The organism is Stenotrophomonas sp. 22692, from assembly GCF_052045015.1.
Lineage (GTDB): Bacteria > Pseudomonadota > Gammaproteobacteria > Xanthomonadales > Xanthomonadaceae > Stenotrophomonas > Stenotrophomonas geniculata.
This window is the reverse complement of record NZ_JBQEMR010000005.1, coordinates 71557-98049: the sequence shown is the minus strand read 5'-3', so window position 1 is coordinate 98049 and position 26493 is coordinate 71557. Positions and strand designations below refer to the sequence as shown.

The 26493-nt window shown below is 59.3% G+C and carries 21 protein-coding genes, 1 tRNA gene and 4 pseudogenes; 7 read left to right on the top strand and 19 right to left on the bottom strand.

What is annotated here, in order from left to right; all coding sequences use genetic code 11:
* Positions 1 to 40: 40 nt before the first annotated feature.
* From ACTJJM_RS07420 to ACTJJM_RS07375, 10 genes and pseudogenes are all read right to left on the bottom strand, one after another.
* On the bottom strand, positions 41 to 2218 hold the full coding sequence (locus ACTJJM_RS07420; protein ID WP_440865361.1) for a peptidase domain-containing ABC transporter: 2178 nt from the start codon (positions 2216 to 2218) through the stop codon (positions 41 to 43).
* Positions 2215 to 3468, bottom strand: coding sequence for an HlyD family secretion protein (locus tag ACTJJM_RS07415; RefSeq protein WP_440865360.1), 1254 nt, complete (start codon positions 3466 to 3468; stop codon positions 2215 to 2217). Before ACTJJM_RS07415 ends, ACTJJM_RS07420 begins: the two co-directional genes overlap by 4 nt.
* Positions 3465 to 5399, bottom strand: a complete 1935-nt coding sequence (locus ACTJJM_RS07410; RefSeq protein WP_440865359.1) for a lanthionine synthetase LanC family protein — start codon at positions 5397 to 5399, stop codon at positions 3465 to 3467. Before ACTJJM_RS07410 ends, ACTJJM_RS07415 begins: the two co-directional genes overlap by 4 nt.
* A 71-nt stretch (positions 5400 to 5470) precedes the next feature.
* Positions 5471 to 5857 carry a DUF6932 family protein gene (locus ACTJJM_RS07405; RefSeq protein WP_440865377.1) on the bottom strand — a complete coding sequence of 129 codons (387 nt, stop codon included), beginning with the start codon at positions 5855 to 5857 and terminating at the stop codon, positions 5471 to 5473.
* A gap of 251 nt (positions 5858 to 6108) precedes the next feature.
* Positions 6109 to 6345 carry a hypothetical protein gene (locus ACTJJM_RS07400; RefSeq protein WP_440865358.1) on the bottom strand — a complete coding sequence of 79 codons (237 nt, stop codon included), beginning with the start codon at positions 6343 to 6345 and terminating at the stop codon, positions 6109 to 6111.
* Between the two features lie 142 nt (positions 6346 to 6487).
* A complete protein-coding gene (locus tag ACTJJM_RS07395; RefSeq protein WP_440865376.1) occupies positions 6488 to 7069 on the bottom strand; it encodes a S41 family peptidase in 582 nt (193 codons plus the stop codon).
* 877 nt (positions 7070 to 7946) lie between these two features.
* Positions 7947 to 8725 (bottom strand): annotated as a pseudogene (locus ACTJJM_RS07390) (IS30 family transposase); the annotation flags it as partial.
* Between the two features lie 203 nt (positions 8726 to 8928).
* Positions 8929 to 9122, bottom strand: a pseudogene (locus tag ACTJJM_RS07385) (IS5/IS1182 family transposase); the annotation flags it as partial.
* Positions 9119 to 9262 (bottom strand): annotated as a pseudogene (locus tag ACTJJM_RS07380) (NADH-quinone oxidoreductase subunit D); the annotation flags it as partial. The pseudogenes ACTJJM_RS07380 and ACTJJM_RS07385, both read right to left, overlap by 4 nt.
* A gap of 53 nt (positions 9263 to 9315) precedes the next feature.
* Positions 9316 to 9570 (bottom strand): helix-turn-helix transcriptional regulator, encoded by a 255-nt coding sequence (locus ACTJJM_RS07375; protein WP_440865357.1) that lies wholly within the window; start codon positions 9568 to 9570, stop codon positions 9316 to 9318.
* Positions 9571 to 9727: 157 nt separating this feature from the next.
* Between ACTJJM_RS07375 and ACTJJM_RS07370 the strand changes: the two genes are divergently transcribed.
* Both ACTJJM_RS07370 and ACTJJM_RS07365 read left to right on the top strand, forming a co-directional pair.
* Positions 9728 to 9967, top strand: coding sequence for a hypothetical protein (locus ACTJJM_RS07370; protein WP_440865356.1), 240 nt, complete (start codon positions 9728 to 9730; stop codon positions 9965 to 9967).
* A 51-nt stretch (positions 9968 to 10018) separates the two neighbouring features.
* Positions 10019 to 10111, top strand: a tRNA-Ile gene (locus ACTJJM_RS07365).
* Between the two features lie 575 nt (positions 10112 to 10686).
* On the opposite strand, the gene ACTJJM_RS07360 is transcribed toward ACTJJM_RS07365, so the two are convergent.
* The 4 genes from ACTJJM_RS07360 to ACTJJM_RS07345 all read right to left on the bottom strand — a co-directional run bounded on the left by ACTJJM_RS07360 (position 10687) and on the right by ACTJJM_RS07345 (position 15561).
* Positions 10687 to 11031: a hypothetical protein gene (locus ACTJJM_RS07360; protein WP_440865355.1), complete on the bottom strand. Its 345-nt coding sequence runs from the start codon at positions 11029 to 11031 to the stop codon at positions 10687 to 10689.
* Between the two features lie 7 nt (positions 11032 to 11038).
* The gene (locus ACTJJM_RS07355; protein WP_440865354.1) at positions 11039 to 12823 is read right to left on the bottom strand and encodes a hypothetical protein; all 1785 of its coding nucleotides are present in this window, start codon (positions 12821 to 12823) and stop codon (positions 11039 to 11041) included.
* Positions 12824 to 12826: 3 nt separating this feature from the next.
* Positions 12827 to 14215, bottom strand: coding sequence for a hypothetical protein (locus ACTJJM_RS07350; protein WP_440865353.1), 1389 nt, complete (start codon positions 14213 to 14215; stop codon positions 12827 to 12829).
* A 224-nt stretch (positions 14216 to 14439) separates the two neighbouring features.
* Positions 14440 to 15561, bottom strand: coding sequence for a tyrosine-type recombinase/integrase (locus tag ACTJJM_RS07345; protein WP_440865352.1), 1122 nt, complete (start codon positions 15559 to 15561; stop codon positions 14440 to 14442).
* A 61-nt stretch (positions 15562 to 15622) separates the two neighbouring features.
* Between ACTJJM_RS07345 and ACTJJM_RS07340 the strand changes: the two are divergent.
* Together ACTJJM_RS07340 and ACTJJM_RS07335 are read left to right on the top strand one after the other, a co-directional pair.
* Positions 15623 to 16225: pseudogene (locus ACTJJM_RS07340) on the top strand (ATP-binding protein); the annotation flags it as partial.
* Positions 16226 to 16388: 163 nt separating this feature from the next.
* Positions 16389 to 17054, top strand: a complete 666-nt coding sequence (locus tag ACTJJM_RS07335; RefSeq protein WP_076739462.1) for an Abi family protein — start codon at positions 16389 to 16391, stop codon at positions 17052 to 17054.
* 70 nt (positions 17055 to 17124) lie between these two features.
* Here ACTJJM_RS07335 and ACTJJM_RS07330 read toward each other — a convergent pair whose 3' ends face one another.
* The 3 genes from ACTJJM_RS07330 to yidA all read right to left on the bottom strand — a co-directional run bounded on the left by ACTJJM_RS07330 (position 17125) and on the right by yidA (position 21146).
* Positions 17125 to 17511, bottom strand: coding sequence for a hypothetical protein (locus tag ACTJJM_RS07330; RefSeq protein WP_311068765.1), 387 nt, complete (start codon positions 17509 to 17511; stop codon positions 17125 to 17127).
* 95 nt (positions 17512 to 17606) lie between these two features.
* Complete coding sequence (locus tag ACTJJM_RS07325) at positions 17607 to 19925, bottom strand: TonB-dependent receptor (RefSeq protein WP_440865351.1); 2319 nt, start codon at positions 19923 to 19925, stop codon at positions 17607 to 17609.
* Between the two features lie 387 nt (positions 19926 to 20312).
* On the bottom strand, positions 20313 to 21146 hold the full coding sequence (yidA, locus tag ACTJJM_RS07320; RefSeq protein WP_049453999.1) for a sugar-phosphatase: 834 nt from the start codon (positions 21144 to 21146) through the stop codon (positions 20313 to 20315).
* Between the two features lie 149 nt (positions 21147 to 21295).
* On the opposite strand from yidA, the gene ACTJJM_RS07315 reads away from it, so the two are divergent.
* Complete coding sequence (locus ACTJJM_RS07315; RefSeq protein WP_126560868.1) at positions 21296 to 21958, top strand: exopolysaccharide biosynthesis protein; 663 nt, start codon at positions 21296 to 21298, stop codon at positions 21956 to 21958.
* A 90-nt stretch (positions 21959 to 22048) separates the two neighbouring features.
* On the opposite strand, the gene ACTJJM_RS07310 is transcribed toward ACTJJM_RS07315, so the two are convergent.
* Together ACTJJM_RS07310 and ACTJJM_RS07305 are read right to left on the bottom strand one after the other, a co-directional pair.
* A complete protein-coding gene (locus ACTJJM_RS07310) occupies positions 22049 to 23359 on the bottom strand; it encodes a PQQ-dependent sugar dehydrogenase (protein ID WP_126560869.1) in 1311 nt (436 codons plus the stop codon).
* Entirely contained in the window at positions 23352 to 23792 is a 441-nt protein-coding gene (locus tag ACTJJM_RS07305; protein ID WP_049431961.1) for a DUF2231 domain-containing protein, read from the bottom strand. The genes ACTJJM_RS07310 and ACTJJM_RS07305 overlap by 8 nt, the downstream gene beginning before the upstream one ends.
* A 310-nt stretch (positions 23793 to 24102) precedes the next feature.
* Between ACTJJM_RS07305 and ACTJJM_RS07300 the strand changes: the two genes are divergently transcribed.
* Together ACTJJM_RS07300 and ACTJJM_RS07295 are read left to right on the top strand one after the other, a co-directional pair.
* Positions 24103 to 25869 (top strand): S8 family serine peptidase, encoded by a 1767-nt coding sequence (locus ACTJJM_RS07300; protein ID WP_126560870.1) that lies wholly within the window; start codon positions 24103 to 24105, stop codon positions 25867 to 25869.
* The gene (locus ACTJJM_RS07295; RefSeq protein ID WP_053443652.1) at positions 25869 to 26462 is read left to right on the top strand and encodes a S8 family serine peptidase; all 594 of its coding nucleotides are present in this window, start codon (positions 25869 to 25871) and stop codon (positions 26460 to 26462) included. The genes ACTJJM_RS07300 and ACTJJM_RS07295 overlap by 1 nt, the downstream gene beginning before the upstream one ends.
* Positions 26463 to 26493 lie beyond the last annotated feature (31 nt).

Genomic DNA, 26493 nt, shown 5'->3' with positions numbered 1-26493 from the left:
TTGTAACCATCCATTTCCGGTCTCACTCCATGTATTACCGTTAATTTTGCAGCGCGGGAGTCCTATCGGCACCCATCGACGATATGCGCCCATTTCGCATTGAGAGCACCCTGTCTGCCGACTGTATCGTCTGCGGCCTATGTGCGATTAGCAGGGTTGTAATCTTCGCGCGCCGCACCGCGGCGCAGATCTTTACTTCGTTACTTATATCAAGATTGCTGGTTGCTTCGTCCATAATCAAGATTTTTGGCCTCTTGTAAAACGCCCGCGCCAGGAAAATTCGTTGAATTTGACCGGCAGATAGAGCCCCTCCCATGTCACCAATCAACGTGTAGTACCCCATTGGCATTTGTTCAATCTCATCTGATATCTCAGCAGCTTCGGCCGCTTCTCGTATTTGATCTAGAGATGCCCCGGGATCAAAGAGAGAGATATTATCTGCGATTGTACCAGCGAACGTCTGATCGTCCTGAAAAACAGTGGCTGCTAGTTGGCGAATACGCCGCTTCCCAAGAGTTCGCATGTCGACGCCGCCAATCAGGATCTGACCGCTATCGTAATCAAGCAGTCCCATCAACAACTTTGCGACTGTGGTCTTCCCGCAGCCTGACGGCCCCACTATTGCCACAACTTCGCCTTCAGCTACGAAAAAGGAGCAGCTCGACACAACCTTGGGAAGATTTGATGCGTACTGATAATTGATATTCTTAAATTCTATTGAATAGCTACTCAGCTTTCCTGCGTAAGTGGCGTCAGTATGGCTTTCAGGGGGCGTTAGGACTATATCTGCCAGTCGCTCTGTCTGGATTCTAAGTAGGCGGAACTGTACGAAATAGTCGATCAGGGACAGAATTCTCGATGTGAATTGATCGGAATACGCGGCAAATGCCATAAGCATACCGACGGAGAGTGTCCCACCGAGCGCCAATGTGGCCCCCACCCAGATTACAATGATTCTCTGGAGACCCTGGCACACTTGATTGATCGAGGCGAATGCAAGCCCAATTTTCTGAATTCCTATACCGCCGTTGATAGACTCGGCAGTGGCATTCATAAATTTCCCTGCACGCTGCGGGCCTTGGTTATTTAGTTTAATTGTCTGCATGCTTCTCAGACTTTCGATTAGCACCGTCTGCTGACTCGCCACTGCGTTGATTTGCTCTTCGCTTCGCTCTCTTAATGTCTTGTAATGGAAGAAGCGTGTCACGCTGTACAGCATGACAAATCCAATTGTGATCATCGCAAGTGTGCCACTGTAGTAAAACAGCACCACGAGGGTTACAGTCGCCATAATTCCATCGATCACAGCAGTAACAAAGCTCGTAGTAATCGTGGATTGAATCGCACCTATGGATCCATAGCGCGACATTAGGTCACCCATATGGCGCTGGCCGAAGTAGCTCACCGGAAGTCTCAAAAGATGAGCGAATACGTTACCTGCCCAAGAAATGCCTATCGTAGAGCTTAACCACATGATCACCCACGTGCGTAGTGCATTTGCGGCGACGCGGAGCAAGAGAAGAACCGCGAAGCCAATTCCCAGGATGGTTAACAGCTCCTTGTCACTATCGGCGATGACCTGATCGACAACAAGTTGAAGGAACTGTGGCGCGAGCAAGTTGAGTGCTTCTGTTGCCGCCGCGATCGCAAACACCTGCAGCAGCCCACGTTTCAGCCCTCGAACACGTCCGGTCAGCTGGCGGATCGAAACCGCTTCGCGGAGCTCGTCTTTCGTGAATTCCTCGGAAGGCTGCATCTCCAAGGCAACACCGGTAAAGCTCTTCGATACGTCGGCTAAACGCATTCGCCTGCGACCGCGAGCAGGATCAATTATCTCGACTTCACCTTTTGTGCAACCAACCAGAACAACAAAATGGGACATGTTCCAGTGCAGTATCGACGGCGCTTCAAGATGCGAAAGGTCCTCTAGCGCAACTTGAACTGGCCTGGCGATAAATCCAATATCGCCAGCCATGTCGATGAGGTCTTTAAGCTTCGCCCCGCGAAGTGACAGAGGGAACATTGTTCTAAGGGTGAGAAGATCAGTCTTCTTTCCATAGAAGCTCGCGATCATGGCTATGCACGCCATTCCGCATTCGGCAGCTTGAGTTTGCGGAATGTAGGGCACTGGCGCGCGCCCCCCGAAGCGCAGCAGCCCCTGCCATTTCGAAGATGCGTGAGACCCTTCCTCCGGCGTCAATTCTGTACTTTCATTCATTCAGTATCCCCTGCGTCAAGAGTGGGCATTGAATAGATTGGTGCCAGGATCCATTCATGAAGCCTGCGCTTCTCCAGCATCACACTCGCGCTTACAGCCATTCCGGGAACCAATTTTACAAATCCCGAGTCAGTTCTTACGGACTGGCGATCAAGCTGCACTTTTACGATAAAGATCGAAGGCTGCTCGGTAGTCGTTTGATCGCCACTGAAAGTCGGCGCAGAGGGTACGAAAGAAACTTTCCCGCGATAGGTGCCGAATTTCTGGTATGGAAAGGCCGCGTACTTTAGAAGTACGGGCGTCCCTTTTCGCACGAATCCAATTGATTCGCTCGGCACCTGCAACTCAACCTCCATCGACGCACCTTCTGGTACAATCGTTGCCAGCACCTGGCCATCAGTCGCGTATTCCCCAGACTTGACCTGCAGCCCCGCGATAGTCCCGCTTACGGACGCCGGAAGTACGTACCCCCCCTGTGCCGAACTTCTCTTTCTATCTATTTCCAGTTGGGATAGCTGTGATACTTTGTTATTAAGATCGATTGCATCGCTGAATACGTCGTCATCCAATTGCGATTCAATTCGTACGATCTCCTGCGCAATTGAGGAGATGGTGGCCCTCTGATTTTCGACAGCGACTTTTGCTGTGGATAGCTGAGCTTTGAGCTCTCGAATTTGCGTACCCGACACATATCCAGAGGCGGATAGCGGCTCAACACGCGATACCATGTCTTGTCTGTCCCTGGCCTCTTGCTCATATAGACCGAGTTGCAGTCGTGCTTGCGCGAGTCGCTCGCGCGCAATTCTCAGCTCAGTTCGCTGCGCAACGGCTCTCCTCTGTGATTTCTCCCGAGCGGACTGAATCGAGTCGCTCAGGGTGTCCACTTGGGTGTTCAGTTCACCTTCGACCGACTTCTCAAGCGCATCGAATGAAAGCAGGGTCTTGTCGCTGCCGATCATGACGATTGGCTGCCCTTTAGTTACATGCTGCCCTTCTTTGACCAGCACCTCACGAACATCACCCCGGTTAACGGCCCGAACTCTTACAACCCCAGCACTAGAACTCACAACGCCGGTCACCGCCTCTCGTCTGGTGTAGCTACCGAAAATAATAAAAAGCGCTGCTATAGTTGCTACACCAACCAGCGACGCGCTCCAGAACTTGGTAGACACGGGCGTTGCGACATTAATGTCCCCCAGCCAGCGGTCGGTCTGTGCCTCGAGGACCTCTGGGCGAAAGATACTCCTCATTGATTCCAATCCGCGCGAACACTGACACCATGCAGGGCCGAAAATGGAAGGCCGAGCATCGGCCCCCACACGGGCCAGGACCGGCTCTGCGCAGCGACAAGCGCGCCCGCGGCCCCGCAGTCGCCCTCTAGAAGTCCTGCCGAAGTCCGGAAGCCATCTCTTGTTCGGAATGGAAATCGGTCTTGGTTGCTCCTTGCGTAATTCAGAGCGGCGTCTACGCAGAGATCAACCGCGTTAGCGCAACCAGTGTCCTGCCTCTCATCACCAAGGACTTCAAACAAATAGGCGAACAGCAGAGCGTTCCCGGCCCATCCATGACACAGCGACCCGTCGACCACGGAGTGCTTGCCCGTCCTGATTTGAGATATTGCGCAATCGGTAAGTGCTAGAGATCGATACCGGTTTTCGGGGAATAGGTTGCAAGAGCGCGCAAATGCCGCGGCGCCCCCCAAGCTGCCGTAACACCAAGCCACGCGGGAGTGCGTGGTCGCCCCGCGCTCATTTGGCAGCATAACCCCATGGGGGGACTCGATACAGCTATCCCACAGATCATTGTACGCCATCCGCACGAGCTCCCAGCAATCACTGTCGAGTAGCTTCAATTCAAGGGCACCGACGCAAGCCATCAGTAAGCCCGCAAGCCCATGACCAACGCCCAGGTTCTTTATGCGGGCCGCATATTCCTGTCTCGCGTTACCAAGAATGCTCTTGATTGAGAGGGTGAGTGCACGGTTGAGCGTATCGGATGGGCGAGCGCCGTGACATCGAGCTTGCGCATAGGTCAGGATTCCCGCGATTCCATTAATGATGTCGACATTTGGATGATTACTCGTGCCAATTGCTTCCTGGAGAATCTCGTCAAGGTCAGCTAAAAGATCTCCATACTTTTTGCTGTCTAGCAGCGCAACGGCAAAGCCCACGCCTGTCACACCAGAATATAGGGAGGAACTAAGCGGGTGCCGCTCTAGGCCCGATACCGCGGCAGCCAATTTTGCATCAGCTGCCGATAGCAATGCCTGATCACCAAACCGAATCCCTGCGTCGTACATCGCTAGACAGTGGCCAGCCTCGCCAGACGAAAGAAATGGTGAAACTGAGTTTGAGCCCTCTAATGACGAGTTGATGGCTCGATAAAGCAGATCGACCGATTCACCCGCCACTACCGGCGAAATCCTCTCATTATGGGCAACCGGTTTATTAATTTGCACACCATCCATAGCGCGATCAATCCGATTCAATATATAATTGTTGATTGAGATGAAATAATCAATTATTGGCAGCCAGTTTCCATTTCTCTCAGCATCCCTTGCGCGTATTTCGAACCCCCCGTTCGATGCATCTATTACCGCGCGCAGTGGAATGTATGCGTCGCCGTGTGGCTGATGCAGACGACTGACGGCTCCAAAGACAGCCCGGGCACAGCGACCGTTTCCATCTTGAAGAGGGTGAATATTGAGCAGTGCTATCAAGAGAGCAACGTCAGCGACCGCTTGAGGAAGGTCACTCAAGCAATATTTGTGCCACGTAAAATTCAGCTGAGACCTTATATCCTGATGCGGCCCAAAGGCGATAGAGTGGCCAAGTTTGTCAGGAATAGTTGCAGCCGGCGCTGATCGAATTCCAGCACCATTTCCAAGCACAGCTCTCGCGATCCCCTCAAATACGCGCGAAAAGTCGTCTGAATGTCCCGCTCGCGCATATTGCTTGATTTCTTTTTCAGCTTGAATGCACGCCCCGTACTCCTCTTCGGTGAGCCTCGGCGTCCGACACGCAGCCCCCCTCCTAGCCATCCACAAATTGGACCAGGGATGGGACAGCTCTATCGACGCTTGGCGGCTGCTCCAGAAGTCCTTGCATCGAATGAGCTCAGATGAGTTGGTTGCACTCACCGCCATTGCCGCCTGATCCCGTGAAAGCTGAAGGGCATCCATCCTTCTAAGCAGGTCGGGTCCGCAGCTCGCCTTCTCAGGGAAGATAAATGGCGACCAAGGTGCCACGGCGCTCACAGTTCGGCGCCCGTGTTACGGCAATCAAACAGCACAGCGCCTGGCCGTCCCGGATCGTCTCCTTTTCGCATACTGTAGAGAGTGCCAAAGTAGATCGCGCTCTTTAGAGCAATCAGCGGGTCTGAGTCGATGGGCACAAAGCGAAGGTCTACCCCCACCTTCGCGATCCCTTTCTGGTATCTGAAGAGATCGCGGGCGACGTCGCCATCTGCCTTATAGAAAAGTACGCAGTCAAGATCCTTGGGTCGCTCCGTAACACGAAGGAAACTGCCGCCAACCAGAAGAGCAACAGGCTCAACTGAAATCCTGCGTAGCACCCTTAGAAGTGAGTGAATGTGCAGGACAAGCTGCCTTCGACTTGGGTCACAGCAACACGCATCCATATCACAGATGCCACCGAGATACGGAGTCGAATTTAGGGGATTGCTGCTTTGTATCCCAAGAGGGAATGCAGGAAATCCTTGCTGCTTGCCGCAGTCATATGCGGCGGACAGAGCTTCCGTTAGTGCGACCAAAATGATGCATCCTTGCCTTTAGTAGCCTGCGCATCGTGACACGGCATATCGAGCGACGGCAAGCGGTAAATTCGTGAAATTACGATAAGCGACACCTGAAGAATTCAGAATGGCGCGGATCAGTCCATCAGCCGTCGTGCCAACATTCCCATTGTGATAATGCCGGGATTACGCCTTCCGTCATAATGAACAAAGCAGGATCCACCGCCCATGCGCACCTGCGGCAAGCTCAAAATTGAACACAGTCGTCTTTGGCTGCCAAGCATCACACAGAGTTGATAATCATCCGCATAACTGCAAATGCCGGGAACGCCTTTCTTGCCTTCCCGCCGTTTTGTGCTCGTCGGATACTGCACAGACGTTCCTTTGAAATATGCCACAAGTTGCAGTTTTGGCAGACTACTGTCATGCCTGATACCAACCTATTTACTGGAACGATCCTTCAGTCGAGAGGGCCGTACGCCCTTCGCTAGTGAAAGGACAGGTCTCCGCGTGGACTTATGGCAGCAAGCCTAACCAGGCAGCAGCAGCAGCAACGGCGTCGCGACCTTCAGGCACAGGCTCCTCTGGCGCTATGCCCTCGGGATATGCGGTGCCGTCTCGATCGAGCATTACTGCCGTTGTGAGGCGCAGAGCGCCTCCATCCGGAAGTGGGAAAGATCCGTTCGCGGTCGCAAGTCCTGCGGTGGTGCGTCCAAAGAAGCGAGTTTGAGAGCGCCCCCTAAACGCCACAGCCATCGCTTCACCTGAGCTCGCCGTCCTGGGGCCCAGCAACACGGCGACCGGATCTTTTGAGAGATCCATTCGGCACCTTGGACTACTGCGCGAGCGCCAATGACTCGTAACGCCGTTACGGTCCCGGAACGCACCCGTGTTTTCCTGGCCCAGAAGAGGATAGAGCCCGTTTAGCATAGGCCACATATTGCCGCCCGTGTTCTCGCGAAGATCAAGAATCCAACCCTTCGATGAGGCTGATGCTAGTTGGCTAATGCGACTGCACAATTCCGAGGCAAATTCAGCTGCGTCTTGCGGATTGGAGCCACGGAATCCCGGCACAAGCAAATATCCGATTGACCCCATTGATCGAGATTCGATTGGTCGCGACGCAATTCCGCGGCGTTGAAAAGCGCTGGCGACTTCGGGGGTCTGGAGAATGCTGTGCCGATCTGAGAGAGTAGCGACTACTTCATTCAGCCTACTGTACGCTTCTTGCGACGGAAGCAGTTTCAATTCAGCCGGTACTAGCTCAGCATCACTGACCGCCCAGTCAATGTTGGCTCCGTTCAACGCCCTTGCGCGTATAATCGTGAGTGCTTGGGACATTACATCGTGAGCGGAGACGCCGGTGGGTTCGGGAAGTCTGGACGTAAGCGTGAGGCGTTGAACCTGCAATTGCCCGGAACTTCTTAGCGTGACTCCGAACTTGATGCTTGATGCAGTGCTGGGTATATAGAGCGCCAGTTCGCGCTCGAGCCAGCCATCGCCGGAGTGCACGGGCTTGCTGGCGGAGGTGGCAAATGCAACCTTACCCTTGACTCCATCCGCCCGCAGCCAAAGTGCAGCAGCGCCAGCGCCATCGTCGACCCGCAGGCGACCGGTCAAGCGCACTTCCCTGCCTTTTAAGGATCCGGCATCGAGTGACGTGATCGCCCCAATGAATGCGGACTCGCCAGTCGAAGTGCCGGATACGGATACTGTCGCACCTCCCACATCAAGAACATCTCCCGACCCCTTGATAACAGACTGTACGCTTGTACCCTTCCACAAGGTTTCTCCGTGCGCGAAAGCGCTGAAAATCATCAATAAAATCAAGGACACTGCGCGAAGCATTGATACCATCCATGGACACGTTCAAGCTGGAGCCTACTCCACGAAAATTGCCGTTACAAGTCCGCCCTTTGACTTGCTTGGCTCCTCTAGGGCGGCCTCATGGAGCAAGCACAACACGTGATCTGAATTAGGCGATCTCTTTGTCCATCACTTCGGCGGGTGCTTTCCAGCCCAGCGTACGACGCGGGCGCGGTCATGAGCATCGCAACGCGGTTGAGATATCCTTGTCTCGCGCTCGACAGATCAACGCCCTTGGGCTGAAACTGTCGGAGCAGTCCGTTGATGTTCTCGTTGCTGCCACGCTGCCACGGTGCGTGCAGATCGGAAAATCGCACCCCGATATCCAAGCGGTCCACCGGCTCTGATGAGTACATCAGCTCCGTGCCTCGGTCGTAGTCAAACTGGTGCGCGTGGATTCGGGTAGCTTTCTTCAATTGGCGACTCTACCTCTCCAGTGCCGCTTCAACTGCGCAGACGTCTACCTTGCAGAGGATCACAAGGCGCGACGTTCAACCGCTCCAGCGTCCCTACGACAGGAGCGCTTGAAAGCAGCCCTGATTGAATCGCCCGCGGTGGGCCGGGACCAGTCGCTGCTGCACTTTTCCGGGATGGGCGATACGCAACTGCTCAGGAATCCATGCCCGCTTGACTACCGTTCGTGCGGCGTAGACCTCGCTTCGGCTCGCTCTGCCGAAGCGATTCCGCTAACTTTTTCTTCAATTCTCAGCGCGGGTGTGCATAGATGCTGGCGTTGTTGCCGGCCTCGGTGGCGCTGTGCGCTCCAGCACCTTGTCGGGCCACGTCGTGGCTCCGCGTCGAAGGGCTGCGCCCCAAGCGCCTGACGATGGATCGCATGCTCTTGAGGCCCCGAGACTCGGTCTGGGCAAGGGCGCATTCTTCCGTGCCTTAATGGTTGTAATGCTTGGACTTGCTGGCGCCCTAGTGGTTAGGGGATGCCCTGGGCAATCGTCGCTGAGTACTGAAATTCCAGGTCCGGCCCGACCAACGACCGACGGGCGTGCCAGATCTGCGGATTTTCGCCGTTCTGATGGTACCGGCAGGCACCAGCGGACGGATTGAACCTTATACCGGCAGCAACCATCGTGGCCCATCCACAGATTGGACGGCGCAAACAGTGTCAGCACCTGGACGAAGTTTTTGGCCAGACCGCAGTAACGCACCTTGGTGTATCCAAATTGCCTCTTGATCACCAGGAAAGGGGACTCGAGCTTGGCAGGGTGGGCTTGAAGCTCTCCCAGCGCTCAATTTGCCTGCGTTCGCGCATGTTACCGATTGCTTGAAGTTCTCAATGAAATCGAGCAGCGATCCGTCTCTCGCTGTGTTCAGGCGGCGAGGGTCCTTGCCCTTCTTCCAGCGCGACTCCTTGTACTTCGGCATCCGGTCGGGCAGATCCCGATAGACAGCGCCTGGACGATAGTAGGATGTGACCCTATCTATCCTCGGATGCAACAGCTTAGGGGCAGAATCCGTGATCATCAGACCGAGTCGGACTGGAGATCGGTTAGGAGGCCGAATGCGTCTTCCTTAGAGATTTCGAGCACCCGGCATAGCTGAACAAATTCAATGATGTCGAGGCGGCGCGCTCCTGCTTCTACCGCCGACAGGGCCTGCTGGGACCAGCCCAGTGCCTTCGCGACCTCCGTCTGGCTTCTTGCAAGTGCCTCACGTCGTCGACGCAGGGCTTCGATCAGGCTTCTGTACTCGGCCTGGTAGATCGTTTTTCGGGCCATCGAACCATCGCCAAGCTTGGGCGATGGGTACGGTATGACTCACCTACCGATTACAAGAAAATCATGTAGTATCGGCCCGGCTGGTCGGCCTAACCGCTTACGCCTGGCCGGCTTTGCGCTGGGGTATTGGGCGCATCCCGCCGGATGAGGAGACAAGATGATCGAAGTGATCTTGAGTTGGTCCGTTCGTGAGGTCCGGGATGGAGTATTTGGTCCGGAGGTTCAGGCTGTGACCGACTTCCGACTGGGCGTGACGGAGCGCGACTCAGGCGCTGAGGCATTCAAGGATAGCCTGCTCCAACAGTTGTCGGTCTATCTGGCCGAAACCGTGTTCTTGGATGTTGTCCGGGTTGCAGAGCTCAACCAGGATCTTCTCGCCGGCGAAGGTGCCCTATGAATGAGATCTTCGCTCCATATCACCGAATACGGAGGCATCGTCCGTTGACATGCCCCTGTAGCTCAATAGGTAGAGCAGCGGTTTTATAACCCGTCAGCGCCAGATAAGCGGCTTGTGTCGGTTCGAGCCCGACCGGGGGCACCATCCATCGCACGGCCTTGTTGTCTCAACAACCTGTGCCAATCCCCTTGAGCGCCCGTCACTCAGCCGGAGTAGCCTTTATGCGACGCATTGGTAGGCCGATCCCACTGGAACATCTCGCAATCGCGCGGCGCATGGCCCTCGCCACCCAATGGCCGACCGCAACCCAGGTCGAGCAAGCTCTTAGCAACGAGCGAGGCCGCCAAGCACCGTCCGCTATGCGGTGGTTTCGTGAAGGAAGACTTCTGGCAGCCTATCTACCTGACTCGGGCGGCAGCTGGCACTTTCCACCTTGGCAGTTCGGTTGCGATGGCAAGCCGGTCCAATACCTCGCAGAGATCCTTGGATCGATTCGGCGCACCGGCCTGTTTCTTGACGCCAAGGGACGAACCACTGGTTGGTCAGAGATTGAATGGTTTATCTCTGGCCATGCCCTTCTGGATGGGCGATCACCTGCAGAGCTGCTCGCAACAATGCCCCACCAAGTTTTGAGGGCTGCGCTTACTGAATTCCAGTCAGAGAACTGACCAGGCATCGGCACAAAGGTCCTCAGAATCTGGCTACAGGCTTGCCGAGCCTCATCCTCGCCCCTTCTTCATTCGGAGTCGTTCAACCGTTGACTGCGCAAAGGCCAGCTCCTCACGGGCATCATGCAGGGCCGCTGCCAGCTCACCACACAACGTGGTAAGAATCCCGACCTTCTCAACTTCGCGCCTGAGCCGCTCTCGAAGAAGATCGATCTTCAAGGCCACGTCCCTTTCGCGCTTCTGCGGGTCTGAGAGCTCAGCAATCTTTGCAACCACGCATTGATGGGACCGATAGACGGTCTGTCTCGAGATCCCACAGCCTTCTGCGACCGATCTAACTGATGGCTTTCTGCCACCGGCCCTCCAAGCCGCCAGCTGCAGCTCGAACTCGGTCAAAAGACACTCACGGTTCATCACTTCCCCCAATAGCAGAGAGAATCTTCACTGCCTGTGCCAATCTCTCAGCGGCGATCCTCTTGGACTGCGCCGGAGTTCCTCGAAACCTGGCGAACTCTTCCAAGTCAGCAACGCGCCGCCTCCACCACTCGGCATGCCGAGGCGTCGCTGCGAAATTCAAGCAACTCGCACAGGTAGTTGGAACTCTATTCGCCTTGTTCGGTCCGTCTTCATTCCCCTCGCACTTCGATCGCCCTTGCCGGTAGAAGCAGTACCCCCAATCGCAAGGACCCAGAACGACCCCGGCGCCCAGCATTCGAAACACCTCCTTCTGGGTACTCGCGCGCGACAGTACGGCTTCGATCTTCTGTCTAGTCGCTTCCATCACTTCAGCAGGAATATTCGTATGTACGGAATCAGAGCGTGCAAGATCCTCCATGGCCCTGATCACTTCTAAGCTGGATTCTTCGTTGAGTAGCCTGGTCAGCTCTGGGTCGCTGCCGACGTAGTACGTATCAGTGATCTGCGCATCCAAGTGGCCGTACTGAAATGCGAGGGCGCCGAGACTGGAACGATCTCGCCTTGCAACGAATCGGGCTAAGAACCTCCGGGTTTTCCGAAAAGTCAGGCGCTCCAGCGCCGCTCCTCCCTCAGGGCACGACAGCAGGGCGAACTCTCTCACCCTGCATAGCAACATCGAAGCCCATGCAACCTTAGATGGTGCGCGCGTCCGGCCACTTAGATACGGCCTTCTGCTCACCACTCGCGCCGCCAAGAGCGCCTTAGTGCCGCTATTAGCTCGTACTTCTGCCCCCAATAGTTCAATTGCCTCCACAGCAGCTTTGACCTCTGGGACGACTATCCAAGTGTGGGGTCGCCCACTTTTGGCGAGAACTCCTTTGATGACCCAACTGCCGAACTCATCGTCACCCTCTTTCTCAACACACCCGACACATAGTCGCTGTAACTCAGACGTTCGCATAACCGAAAGAAGCGCGATCACCGCGATGGCGGCTCCGATCACCGTCCCAATCATCCGCTCTTCGCTCAAACACGTGCGTTCTCCAAGCCTCTTCATGGCCTCAGAGCTAAAGTTCGGCCGATCCCCTACCCACTCTGAGTGCCAATGACGACGTCCACGTCTGGCATTCCTTGTGGCCCTGGGTCCGGCGAACTTGCTGACGAGCTTAAGTACCTCCGGTGCGTCCTCCTGTACCACCACCAGTGCGTCCCTCAGCACCCTTAAAATCAGATCCTCGCCTAGAGCGTCTGTTCCGGCCTCATTCCCAGCCATCCTAATTCTCTTGCGCGACCGCTGCGCGACCGCAGAACAGGCCGCCCGTACCTCGACAGAACAACCAGTATGTCCTCTCAGAAAATCCTCCACGTTCGTAGACCGACAGCCCTCCGCACGCGGCGTGATCCGCCTACCCTTCTGAAATCCGACAACCTCGCGGCCCCAATACTCAATCAGCTCAGAATCAATTTCTTTGGGCGATGCAGCGCCGTGCTCTTTGCACCAGACAGCGAAAGACTTGATGGCGTAGAACCGCTCTCTCAACGTCAATGGGATAGTCGACGCTCGCGGAATCAACCCTAGAAGAGTTTTGGCAAAGTAGTCTTTCGCGGAGGACCTCCAAGCGGGGGGAAACTTATGGAAGTCTAAACAGACCCTATGATAGGAATCGCCAACGACGTATTGCCGGAGCTCCCAGCAGCCATCTTCATACCGGACACCAAATTCTGCGAGATCGAAATCGACCTTCCCTGACGCAGATCGGACCCTCTTCATAGATCACTCCATACTCAGATGCGGGATCTTCAGGGCGAGCGGCCTCGCCACTTCAAGCACTTTTTTGGGAACCCTTTCCAGCAATGCCAGCAGGACCTGGTGCGTTGCTTCAAAAGCCGCCAGATAGCGTGCTCGGACATCGACTGATTTAGTGGCCTCCTTCTTCATTCGCTCTAGCGAACTCAGTGCCGCGAGCATCCTGGACACATGCTTCGCGCTGTCAATCACCACAATGCTATTGGGGCATGTCGCGCACTGCAGGTACTGGAGACACTCCTCCCCAACAATTGACTGCGGCGCGACCCCCGAAGACGGATCAGAGCACTGCAATCCCGTCACAGTTTCGTAGCGACGCACAGTTGGACGCCTGGCCTCTTCCAGAACCTTGCCAATGAACGTCGCAACTCTTCTTCGAGCTTGTGACGAGGGAGCATGCTGACTCAGGTACCGCTGCGTTGTCCTAGGATGGCTGTGCTGCATCTTCCTCTGTATGGACTCAATTCCAACGCCGGATGTACTCAGAGCTTCTGCGCCAGACGCGCGAATGTCGACGAAGTTGAAGTCCGGAAGATCATGCTCCTTGATGAATTCGGCCAGCGCGTTGTGCCAACCTTGGACATTAGGAGTCCTCGCCCCCGCCCCGAAAGGACTGATGAACAAGCGCGCTGAAAAATCACCAGCAATCGGGCGTAAGACGCGAGTTTTTTGAGTGATATCGTCTACCAAAGCAGGAACTGAGTAACGGCCATCTGCACTTACGTCTAGCACCTGCTGCCGCCCGGCCCTGTACTTGTCCCATATGACGCGTCTTTTCAACGGGTCAACCGGATGCGCTTCAACACAGTCCACAGAGATCTCCATTGCCGACTGAGGATTAGCGAGTGTCTGGCACATCAGACAAATGAGATATGGGATTAGATCACGTGCGTCCAGGACGACGTAGCGACGAACCTCCCTGTACCGGCAGCTGTGCTGAATCAAGCCACTCCTTGTCAGCTGGTGCTTTGCTAGCACTCCTCGCTGCAACCCCTTCTGGATGCCAATCAATGTGGCGACGTCACGGCCGGAGAGCTCCTCACATTCACCAGTTCTGATCGCGGTCTCGCCAACCTCTAATCGTCGACGCACACCATCAATGCCTTTCTTACTTGCTGACAAAATCATAGATAGGTCGCTGACAGACAATCTGATACTGCGCACAGACTTCGCCTCTCGCGTCAATCCGCAAGGACCAGAATCAACATTCATCCACAAAATTGTGTTCGCTGCGTCGTTCAGCGACAGCCATCTGTAGATCGCTGCAATGAAGTTGTAGTGAGAGATCGCAGTTGACTGCCGAACATTCCTATCCATAGAACAGAGGAAGTCCTTAATGACTGATTGGCGCTTCATTGCCGCATCAGGATCATGCTGAGTTGCCAAGTATCTGCAGTACTTTCTTACCGAGGCCCAAGCTTGCCTTCTGCTTACGGATCTGTAGGTCGCCGTCAATGCTTGGAATGACCTTGCTAGGTGCGAGGCGACGGCAGGACTGAGACCCAACAAACGAAAATCGTATGAATCCACGTCCCGTCCCGGAATGTCGCTCACAAACCTGATCACTAGGCTCTCATTCTTCATTCAAGACTCTCCTGCACTTCGATCAGCGCTCGCAGCACTCCGAGGTCCATCGCTCTAACGGTATCCAGGTACAGCTCTGTTGTCGCAGGACTGGAATGACCAAGAATGTGCTGCAGAACTTTGGTCGGGTTTATCCCGACACCACTAGCTGCACAACGCTCGAGGGCAGCGTTCATGTGAGCGGCGAAGGTATGACGTGTACAGTGAGGTGACGCGCGTATTCCCGCCAGCGTTGCGGCACGTCGAAATGCGCTGTAGTACGAGCTGGAAGTAGCAGGCATTCCCTTTTCATTGATGAAGATGTGATCGGTTTCTATGCGCGTCCTCGACAGAAGCCTCGACCTAACCGTTTCAATGTAGTCCCAAGTCACACTCATTAGAGCTCTTGTAACAGGAACATCTAGCGGCTTACCTCCCTTTACCGTCAGCCTGACATAGGCAATTTCGTCGACTTCTTCGGGGAGTTGCGCGATAGTTAAATTTGCAACGTTGGTCCGCCTAAGACCCGTGGCTACGCACCACTTGAACATCAGCGAGTAGGGAAGCTTCAGTCCAGCAGAGATGCTCTGAGCATCTTGCGCAGAGAGCGCCTTCGGAACTTTTTTGTAGGCTTTGGCGGCTGCCACTTTCGATGCCGCATGCAGAAACCTATCAATCGGATATCGGTCCATCTCTTCCGAAGGATGATGGAGGCGCCATCTGGTCCAATCGACCAGGAAGGCATAGAAGTCCCTGACAATTGCAGTTCTTAGATTGACTGTAGAGTTTGAGGCAGGATGCCCTCGCTCGATACCCTGCGCCATGGACCTCCTGAAATCACTCAGCGCCACTGGAGGTGGCCTGGTCCAGTCCATACCCCGAGTGTCAAGGTGCTGTAACCAGTCCTTCAATCCTTCGGCATAGGTCTGGAGCGTTCTCCGACGATCCCGAGCACTATCTATCCGGTACTTCTCCAAGAGATAGCAAAAGCAGGCCCAATTTAGCTTCCCCTCACCATCGATGAGCAATGGAAAGCCTTCAGGAAGCCTGCTTGCTATGTTGGCCCCCAGTTGGGTATCCGCAGGAAGATACTGACTGAACAGGCTGGGATCACGCACCTTCACTATCAGCAGAAGCATAGGATGATCTCCCGAGTGGAGTCCCTCGGATACAGTGTAGCCGCGTGACATGACACAGGATGACCTAATTCCAGAGTGGAACCGCAGCGCGCTGGAAACCCTGCGCGAGCCACTGGAGTCCGGCCACATCCGCATCGCCCGCGCGGCGCGCAGCGTGCAGTACCCCGCGCGGTTCCAACTGGTGGCTGCGATGAATCCCTGCCCGTGCGGCTGGGCCGGTGACCGCAGCAACCGTTGCCTGTGCAGCGACGAGCGGATCAACCGCTACCGTGCGCGGGTGTCCGGTCCGTTGCTGGACCGCATCGATCTGCATATCGGCGTAACGCGAATGGACGCGGTGGAGCTGCGGGAGAGCACGCCACTGGGTGAACCCAGTGCTGCGGTACGTGCACGGGTGGAAGCCGCCCATGCCCGGCAGCAGGCACGTGGCGGGCTCAATGCACATCTGCCGCCGGCGGCGCTGCGGGCGTGCACGAAGCTGAGCGAGGCCGATCAGGATCTGTTGGAGCAGGCCATCGAGCGCCTGCAGCTTTCCGCACGGGCGATGCACCGGATTCTGCGGGTGGCGCGCACGATTGCGGATCTGGCGGGTTGCGAGGGTATCCAGACCGCGCATCTGGCTGAGGCGATTGGCTATCGGCAGTTGGATCGGGGAAATGCATGAGCCTGATTGCCGGGAGCCCTCGTCCGCACGGGAGCAGCAACAATCAAAAAAATACCCCGGCCGCGTGCCCAGAAGGACAGAGACGGTACCGGGGTGTACCTGACCACCGTACCCCACACGGCGGCACACTGCAATCGGCATCAGTGGAGGCGTCCAGGCAGCGATGAGCCATGACAGATTCGAAGAAGCCCTTTCCCTGGAGCGCTTTGGCCGCTACCTGGATTGGGCGGGGGGCGACCGTAGCCGAGCCATCGCCCTGTATGGATGCAATACCCACTTGTCTGAAAGCCTCTACGCACCACTGCAGACGTTGGAAGTGGCACTGCGAAACCGCATCCACACCGTTCTGACCCAGGCCAAGGGCGAGGCGTGGTACGGCCGAGGCGCTGGCGCCCTGAAGGTTGCTCATCAACTCGAGCAGGTCGCCAAAGCCGTCAACGAATTGGTCAGAGCGGGAAAGACGGTAACAGCAGGCGGTGTGGTCGCCAGTCTCACCTTCAGTTTCTGGACAACAATGTTCAACAAGGACTACGAGGCCCTTTGGCAGCAGATCCTTCACCGGATTGCGGACCCCAGTGCGCCCAGGGGACTGAAGAGGAGGAGCTTTTCGGGACCGCTGACTCGCATACGCGTGCTACGCAACCGCATCGCCCATCACGAACCGATCCTCGGCTGGAACCTGCGCGGGCACCACGATGAGATTCTGACGCTGATCGAATGGCTATCGCCGCCCGCCGCGACATGGTGTCGTGAGAACAACCGCTTTCCTCAGGCATACCCGGAAGACGGAATCACCTTGGTATGTTCGCCCGAGTCGAATAGACGCTGACTGCGCGTGTCCTCCTGCGGCCGGGTGCGAAGAGCGGTCGACTAACAGTCGACCCCACCAAGGGCAGGCATCAGGCTGCCGAATGCAACCGTCCCCGCTTCGCCAGCGACGCCACCCGACGGCTGACCAGCGCGTGCAGCTCCGCCAGTTCCGACGCGCGGTCAGCCGTCATGTTCCCGCCAAACAGCACCCGTGACAACGCCGCCTCGTCGCTGTCGTCCGGGTGCTGCCACCGGTCCCGGTACACCTTCTGGCACACCAGCCAGGCCTGCCGCAGCCCCCCACCGGGCAACGGACGGACCACGCGCTCGTAGACGTGCCAGAACTGGTACTCGGCCTGCAGGTCGATCACAGGCGTCACGGACGGCGCCTGCCGGGGCCGTCCCGGGCTTTGGATGTCGAACAACGGTGATCGCGGGTTGTACTGAGCCATGCCGACAGGATGACCCAGCAACATTGTGGGAACCTTGCGTCGCCGCCAGAAAATCCCTGTTGATTGCGCAAGGCGTGCCTCTGGCAGGGGTCAGCTATCCACGCATGTCGTGGATCTACTCAGAAGGTCATCGAAGTACTCAACATCAGCTGCCGTGGCGCGCTGCGCTGCAGGGTCTGGTAATCCCCAGAGAACGACGAGCCGGCAATGGTGGCGGTGCCGATGTTGTGGCGGTTGAACAGGTTGCTCACGTCCAGCCGCAGTTCCAGCCCTGGCACTACGCTGTCCGCACCAAACCGATACGCGGCATAGGTGTTGACCTGCCAGAAGGTCGGCACGCGGATGTCATTCTCGTAGGTGAAGGGCTGGCGCAGGTAGGAGGTGCTGGTGGCACCAAAGCGCCAATCACCGAAGCGCGCCGAAAGATCGCTCACCAGCGAAATCTGCGGGTAGCCCGGCTGGGCATTGCCCTTGATCGGGTACACGGTGTCGCCCACGACGAAATCACTGTCGTAGTACGAACGGGCCACGGCCACGCCCTGGTAGAACTGCAGGTGGTCGGTCAGGTCGGCGGTGATGCCAAGGTCTGCGCCGATCACATGCATCTTCGGCATCAGCCGAACCGTGTTGATCTGCGCGAACTGGGTACCGATGGCTGCTGATAGCAGGCGGTTGCGGATGTCGTTGTAGAACACGTCGCCGGTGATCGTCAGCCGGTCGAAGCGGTGTGATGCGCCCACGGTGAGGTTCCAGTTCTTCTCCGGGCGCAGCGTGCCGGCCACGCGGTCGAACTCTTCCTGGTCGGTGATGGTCCATGCCGAGGCGGTGTAGCCGATGTTGCCGCGCTGGGCCACACGGTAGCCGTTCATGGTGTTGGCCAGGTCAATGAAGGCATCGGTGGATTCGGTCGGGCTCCAGAACAGCGAGACGTGCGGCAGGAAGTTGCTCTTCGCGCGCAGCGTGCCGTTCACCGGCCGGTCCTTGGCATCACCCAGGCCACCACCGCGGGTGCGGAAGTCCACGGCCTTGAAGCCGACACCCAGCTTCAGCGTGTCGTTCAGCACGATGTCGTCCTGCAGGTAGAACTGGCGCGAGCGGGTCACCCAGCTCGATGCGTTGTCGGTCTTGAACGCGGGGCCGTACACGTCGAACGGGCCGGTGGCCTTCAGCGGCGGGCCCTCGCCCAGCAGTGGCTGCTGGTACCACTCGGTCTTGGCCGCGGCCTTGCTCTTCTCCTGCCAGAAACCGGCAGTGAAGGTGTGCGCGCCGGTCTCGAACTGCAGGTTGACCATGCCGCCCAGGCGGTTGAGGCGCGGCGTCTGTACCTGTTCGGAGAACGGTGCGCCGTTGGGCGACGGTACGGTCGGGTCGGTCAGCGTGGCCTGGGTGTGGCTGTTGGCGTTGTACAGCTGCACGTTGCCACTCAGCGCCGGGGTGATCTGGAAGCGATGGTTGATCGATGACACGCGGTCGCGGGTGGTCTGGCCGGTGTCGTACGGAATCAGTTCGGACAGCTCACCGCAGGTGTAGGCGCCGCAGGATTTGTCCGCGTTTTCCGGCGAGGCCACGTACCACGCCCACGCATAATCGGGATAGAAGATGTCGGCCTTCCAGCCCAGCTTGCGGATCATGTCGAAGGAGATGTTGTTGTAGCCCCAGACCTTGGCCTTGCTGTCGGACAGGAACACGGTGACATCGCCCCAGGCGACGTCCTGCTGCAGCTTCAGGTCGCCGCGCAGGAAGTTCTGCGTGCCCTCGCCCTGGTACTTGTCGGCGGACACGCGCTGCAGGTCGACCAGCACTTTCGGGCCATGCTCACCGAGCTGGCCGCTCTGCCCGGACACGGTGGTGACCAGCGTGTTGTTGCTGCCCACGCCCTGCTTCACGCGCAGGCTGGGCGTGTCCTGCAGGTCGCGCAGGCGGTATTCCAGGCTGCCGCCGTTGACGCTGCCGGAGAACACGCTGACCGGCGCACCACCGGGGCTGACTGTGATCGCGCCGATGCCATCGGGCACGCCCACGTTCACCACGCTGGTGCCGGTAAGCGAGAGGAAGCCGTTGTCGTTCAGCGGCACGCCTTCGAAGGTGATGCCCATTTCGTTCATGCGGAAGCCGCGCACGAACAGGCTGGTGGCGGAGATATCCAGGCCCAGCCCGTCGGTGGCGGTGTAGCTGGCGCCCGGTACCTGCTTCAGCATGGCCAGGCCGTTGTTGCCGGTGACCATCGCGTCGAGGTCTTCGGCCTTGATGATGTAGCGGTTGGGGCCGATCACCTGGGTCGGTGCCACGGCCGCACCGCGCGGTGTGGCGATGACCTGCAGGGCGTTGAGCGTAGTGGGCGTGTCGTGCGCGGCATCGTGCGTTTCTGCGGCGTACGCAGGTGCGGTGATGGCCGCGATGATGGCCAGGGCGAGGCGTGTCGTGGGTGGGGTGTTCATGGGCAGATCCAGGATGCAGGGAGAGAGCGGCGCAGGCGCACGCCCAGCGCGTTGCAGCACCGGTGTCGGCGCCCTGGCTGGCGATGCGATTGCGTTGGGGGTGACGGCGCAGTGCGCGCCGGTCAGTGGCAGAGGAGGACGATCCTCTGCCTCAGAATTCGATGGCGTGATTTCGACGTGCGAAATTCTTGCATCGCGCTGCCGCATCCGCCATTGCGCGGTGGTACAGCGCGAATGGCGATAGGGATGGGTGGGTTATACGTGGGTATAGCCCCGGCGTGGTCGGGGCCGACCTTGGTCGGCGCTTGCCGTCTGCGTGTGCCAACCAAGGTTGGCACCTACCGGGGCGGATGAGGTTGGCAGCTACCTGGACAGCTGACCGCGCGGTTACTGCAGGACGAAGCGCTCGATCGCCCGCGCCACACCTTCATCGGCGTTGCTGGTGGTTTCAAACCGCGCCACCGCCTTCACAGCATCAATGGCATTGCCCATCGCCACGCTGGTACCGGCGTACTGCAGCATGGTCAGGTCGTTTTCCTGGTCACCGATGGCCATCACGTTGGCGCGATCGATGCCCAGGTGCTCGGCCAGCTTCTGCAGGCTCGGGCCCTTGCCGGCGCGGCGGTCGAACACTTCCAGGAAGAACGGCGCGCTCTTCAGCACCGCGAAGCGCTCGGTCAGTTCGCTGGGCAGGCGCGCGATGGCGGCATCCAGCACGTCGGGCGCGTCGATCATCATCAGCTTGATGAAGGACATCGACGGGTCCATGTCTTCCACGCGGCGGTAGGACAGCGGCATCCGCGAAAGATGCGAGTCGGCCACGGTGTAATAGCTGATGTCCTGGTTGGGCGTGTACATGCGCTGGCTGTCCAGCGCCTGGAAGTGCACGCCCACTTCGCGGGCCACCTGCTCGCAGAACAGGAAGTCGTCGAAGCTGAGCGGATACTCGACCACGGTTTCGCGCGTGCCGATGCGTTGCACCAGGCCGCCATTGCAGGCGATGCAGTAGTCGTCGTCGCCGGTGATGCCCAGCTCGTGCAGGAACGGTGCCAGGCCGGGAACCGGGCGGCCACTGGTCAGCACGATGTGCACCCCCAGCGCGCGCGCCTGCGCGATGGCCTGCTTGGCCCGGGCGGTGAGCGTGTGGCTGGGGTCCAGCAGGGTGCCATCCATGTCGATGGCGACCAGTTCGATGGTCGATTGCCTGCGGCCCATGTCCATTGCGTTCAACTCGTGCGGGGCACGCCAGTTTACCCCCTCATGCCCGGTTCACCTCTTTGCCCACGTTGGCCGGGATACTGCGGGAGCCTGTGCGTCCCCCACCGCAGGACGGCCCGCTGACCGCCCTTCCCTGGAGAACCTTGCGACGCATGACCTACCGTGCCCCCGAAACCAACGACAGTGCGCCTCTGGCCCAGCAGATCGAGCAGATGATCGACGAGCTGCCCGGCGAGCAGGTCAGCGTCGGCACCCTGCTCAGTGCGCTGGGCGATGAAGGCCTGCTGCTGATCGTGATCCTGCTCTCGGCCATCTTCATCATTCCGGTGTCGATTCCGGGGCTGAGCACCGTGTTCGGCGCCTCGATCCTGCTGATCGGCCTGAGCCGGGTGCGCAACCGCCCGCTGTGGGTGCCGCAGAAGCTGGCGCGCCGCGAGATCGCCACCGACAAGCTGAAGGCCAACCTGGGCCGTGCGCTGAAGTGGGTGCACCGCATGGAGCGGCTGTCGCGGCCGATGCGGCTGGCGGTGATGGTGCGCTCGAAGAAGATGATGCGCCTGAACAACCTGATGCTGGTGTTCGCGACCCTGCTGCTGATGGCGCCCGCCGGACCGATTCCTTTCAGCAACACGCTGCCGGCGCTGGCGCTGATGGCCTTTGCAATCGGCTTCATCCAGCGCGATGGCGCGGCGGTGGCGGCCGGTTACGGCTTCGTGGTGGCCACGGTGGTGTATTTCGGCGTGCTGCTGGGCGGCGTCGGGTTTGCTGCCGAGTCGGTGTTCAGCGGGTTCCGCAGCAGTACTGCGGAACTGTAGAGCCGAGCCCATGCTCGGCTTACGCGCGCACCGCGCGGGTTTCCGTGCACCGAACGAAGAGCAGCCGAGCATAGGCTCGGCTCTACAGAACTACTTGGCCGACACCCGCCACACCACGTCGCCCACGTCGTCGGCGACCAGCAGCGCGCCCTCTGCATCCATGGCCATCCCCACCGGCGCACCCATCAGCGTCTTCTCGTCCTTCGAGGCGAAGCCGCTGACCACGGTCTGTGGCCGCCCGGTCGGCTTGCCGTCCTTGAACGGTACGTAGACCACTTCGTAGCCACTTAGTGGCGAACGGTCCCAGCTGCCGTGTTCGCCGATGAAGGCACCGCCGTGGTACTGCGCCGGCAGTGCCTGGCCGGTGTAGAACAGCAGGCCCAGCGGCGCCACGTGCGAGCCGATGGCGTAGTCCGGCACGATCGCCTTGGCCACCAGGTCCGGCCGCTGCGGCTGCACGCGCTCGTCCACGTGCTGGCCGTAGTAACTGTAGGGCCAACCGTAGAAACCATCTTCTTTCACCGAGGTCAGGTAATCCGGCACCAGGTCGGCACCGATCTCATCGCGTTCGTTCGCAACAGCCCACAACTTTCCGGTGCTCGGCTCCCAATCCAGGCCGGTCGGGTTGCGGATGCCCGAGGCGAAGATGCGGCTGCCACGGGTGGCCACGTCCACTTCCAGCACCACCGCGCGGCGGTATTCGACGGCCAGGCCATTCTCGGTGATGTTGCTGTTGGAACCCACGCCCACGTACAGCTTGCGGCCATCGCGGCTGGCCAGCAGTTCCTTGGTCCAGTGGTGGTTGATGGTGCTGGGCAGGTCGGTGAACTCGCGGCCCTTGTCGGACATGCGGGTTTCGCCGGGCACGTAGTGGTACTGCATGATGTTGCCGGTGTTGGCCACGTACAGCGTGTCACCGATCAACTGGATGCCGAACGGCGAGTGCAGGCCCTCAATGTAGACGTGCTGGGTCCAGGTGTTCGTTCCCGGCGTGCGGCGCAGCAGGGTAACCCGGTTGCCGCCCTTGCCGGCCTTGCCCGAGCGCGCCTTCACCTTGCCGGCAATCCACTGCTTGGGCGTGGTGACCGGTTCTTCGCCGGGGCCGTTGCCTTCCACCACCAGCACATCGCCGTTGGGCAGGGTCAACAGCCGCCGCGGATGCAGCAGGTTGGCGGCGATGCGCTCGATCTTCAGGCCCTCTGCCACCGTGGGTGACTGGCCGTCGGCCCAGCCGACGCCCTTGGGCACCTGCATCGGCGGCATCAGGAAGTTCTTCGGTGCCGGCAACGGCGGCTGTGCGCCGGACTGGTCAGCGGGGTGGTATTCGGCCTTGCCCGCGCACGCCGACAGGGTGACGGCCAGTGCCAGCGCGGCCACGGTGGGCAGGATGTGCTTAACCATGACGACCTCCCTGCAGCACCGGCGGCTGCAGTGACAGCAGGATCAGGCCCAGTGCGATCAGGGCCACGGTCAGCGCCGACAGGATCGTGCCTGGCACCGCAACGGCATAGGCGTCGCGGCTGTGCACGAAGGCGTTCCAGATGGCCAGCACCACTGCGACCAGGTTGAGGAAGAAGTCGATGCGGTCGATGCGGGTGGCGGTACCGCTGCGGCGCCAGACCGCGAACAGGTTGATCAGGCGCGGAATGATGGCGATCAGCAGGCCGAAGGTGATCAGCCAGGCAGCGGCCTTGCCCCACATCACCTCGGCGCTGTTGAGATAGATCGCGTCGAAGATCAATGCACCGACGAAGAAGCCGAAGGGTATCGGGTTCAACAGGCTGAACAGCGTGGTGCCGAGGCCGCGGTGGGCTTGGGCGAGCGGATTGACCATCATCGTGCTCCGACGCGGAAGGGTGCACGGGCTGTAGTAGCACAGCCGCGTGTGAAGCCACGCGATGACACCTGGTAGATCCACGCCCTGCGTGGATACAGGTGCCAATCAGGATTGGCGTCCGCCAGATGCGGGGCACGGCAGTCGTCATTACCCCGCGGCATAAGCGTTTGTGACGCAATCGGCACATCTGCAGATTGGGTGTGTGAAGAGGTAGGGGGTTGTTCGTTGTGTCGCGTTTGGCTCGTTGCGATGGGGCAGATCCGCCCCGCCGTCCTGCCATGCCGATTCACAACAGAAGGATTCGTGTATGAAGCGACACACGCAACGCTCCGCGCCACCGTGCTCCGCGCGCCTGGCCCTTGCCACTGCCCTGGTGCTGGGCAGCCTGGCCGTCACCGCCCAGGCCCAGCAGGCCGATCCGCTGGCCGGGCGTCAGTGGCATCTGCTCAACACCGGGCAGGCTGTACTGGGCGATACCCTGCCGGTGGCCGGCAACGATCTCAACGTGGATGGCCTGTTCCGCAATGGCATCCGTGGCCAGGGCGTCACCATCGCCATCGTCGATGACGGCCTGCAGATCGCCCACCCGGACCTGGCTGCCAACGTCGCGGCGGTCGCGGGCAAGAATTTCGCCAACCAGAGCAACAACCCTTCACCGTCCAATCCTGACCGCGACAATCACGGCACCATGGTCGGCGGCATCGCCGGTGCGGTGGGCTCCAACAACCTGGGCGTGCGCGGCGTGGCCTCGGCGGCCACACTCAAGGGCTTCAATTTCCTGGCATCCAATGCCCAGGGCAATTCGAATTCCAACATCGAGTACTCGTGGTGGGATGGCGCCGAAGTGGCCGACGTGGGGGTCTTCAACAACAGCTGGGGCTCCAGCCCGGGCAACCCCAACCTGCCGTTGGCCTACAGCCAGAACGACATCACCGCCTATGAGCAGGCCATGTCCGGCACCCGTGGCGGGCGCGGTGGCATCTACGTGAAAGCCGCCGGCAACAACCACAACAACGGCGCACGCTCGGATGGCACCGACATCTGCTCGGCAGACACCAAGAACCGCAACACGGGCTGCATTCCGGCCGGCCGCGATCCGCGCAACAACCTGTTCAACGTGATCACTGTTGCCGCCGTGCGCGCCGATGGCGTGCGCTCCTCGTACTCGTCCACCGGCTCGGCGCTGTGGGTGTCCGGCTTCGGTGGCGAGAACGGCTGGCAGCGGCAGGTCGTGCCGGGGCAGCTGGCGATCCGCTACGATCCGGCCATCCTCACCACCGACGTCACCGGCTGCGCGCAGGGCAGCAACAAGAATACGAGCCTGCGCAACACATTGGACGGCGACCAGTCCGCCATCGACAGCACCTGCAACTACACCGGCAAGATGAACGGTACCTCGGCGGCCACGCCGATGGTGTCGGGCGTGGCGGCACTGCTGCTGGAAACCAATCCAAACCTGTCCTACCGCGATGTGAAGTACATCCTGGCCACCACCGCCACCCGCAATGACCCGAACCGGGCGGCGGTCACGCACTCCGATGGCCGCGTGCTGGTGCCGGGTTGGACGGTGAATGCCGCCGGCCGCGCCTACAGCAACTGGTACGGCTTCGGCGTGGTCAACGCCGCCCGTGCAGTAGAGGTCGCCGAGAACTTCCAGTCGCTGGGTGCATTGGTGGACAGCGGCTGGCGCAACACGACGCGCACCGTAGCCATCGGCAATACCTCGGCCGCTGCTGCTCGCCTGACCTTCCAGCTGGCCAATGGCGCGCGCAACATCGAAAGCGTGCAGCTCGGCTTCCGGGTCAATCACAGCAACACCCGCCAGCTGCAGTTCGTGCTGGTCTCGCCCAGTGGCACGCGCAGCGTGGTGCAGCCGGCATTCACCGCGATCGGCTCTGGCCTCAATGGTGTCCAGCGCAACTTCACCAACTGGGACCTGCTGTCCAGCAATGCCTTCCTGGATGAGAACGCCACGGGCACCTGGACGCTGGAAGTCACCGACCTGGGGCAGGCCGCGAACGCTGCATCGCGTGGCAACCTCGAATTCTTCAAGATCCGCGTTCTGGGGCACTGATGATGAAGACGACCATTCTGTTGAGCACCCTCGCCCTCGCGGCGATGACCACCACCGCCTGGGCACAGAGTTCGGGCCAGACACCTCCGGCGAAGACCTTGTCGACCGTAGACACGCAGCAGTTGAAGGCGGAGGCCACCGGCCGTTCGTTCAATGTGGGCGGCGCGCGCTTCCAGCTGGCGCCGTCGGCAACCGTGCAGCCGGCCAGCGGCGGCCAGTTCCGGATCACGACCGGGGCTGATGCCAGCGCGGCGGCCGTCGGTACCCGCAGCAAGCGGTCCACCGATGCGTCTACCGGTGTGGTCGCACGTGCGGATGCCGGCGCCAGCAAGTTTGCGGCCGCTGTCTCCAACGATGGCGCGCCGGTAGTGGCGACCTCGCGGGTCAAGGTGTTCTTCACCGATGCGGCCTCGGCCCAGCGTGCGGCCACCGCCACCGGCGGCACCGTGGTGAAGGTATCCAAGGCCTCGGGCCGCGCGATTGTGGAGTACCCGTCGGTGAACGCGGCGCTGGATGCGACCACCAAGCTGCTGTCGACCGCCGGCATCAAGGCGGCCGAGCCGGACGTGGTGCAGTGGGAAGAAACCAAGTAAGGCGTTGAGTGGTGCCCCCGGCCGGTTGGCT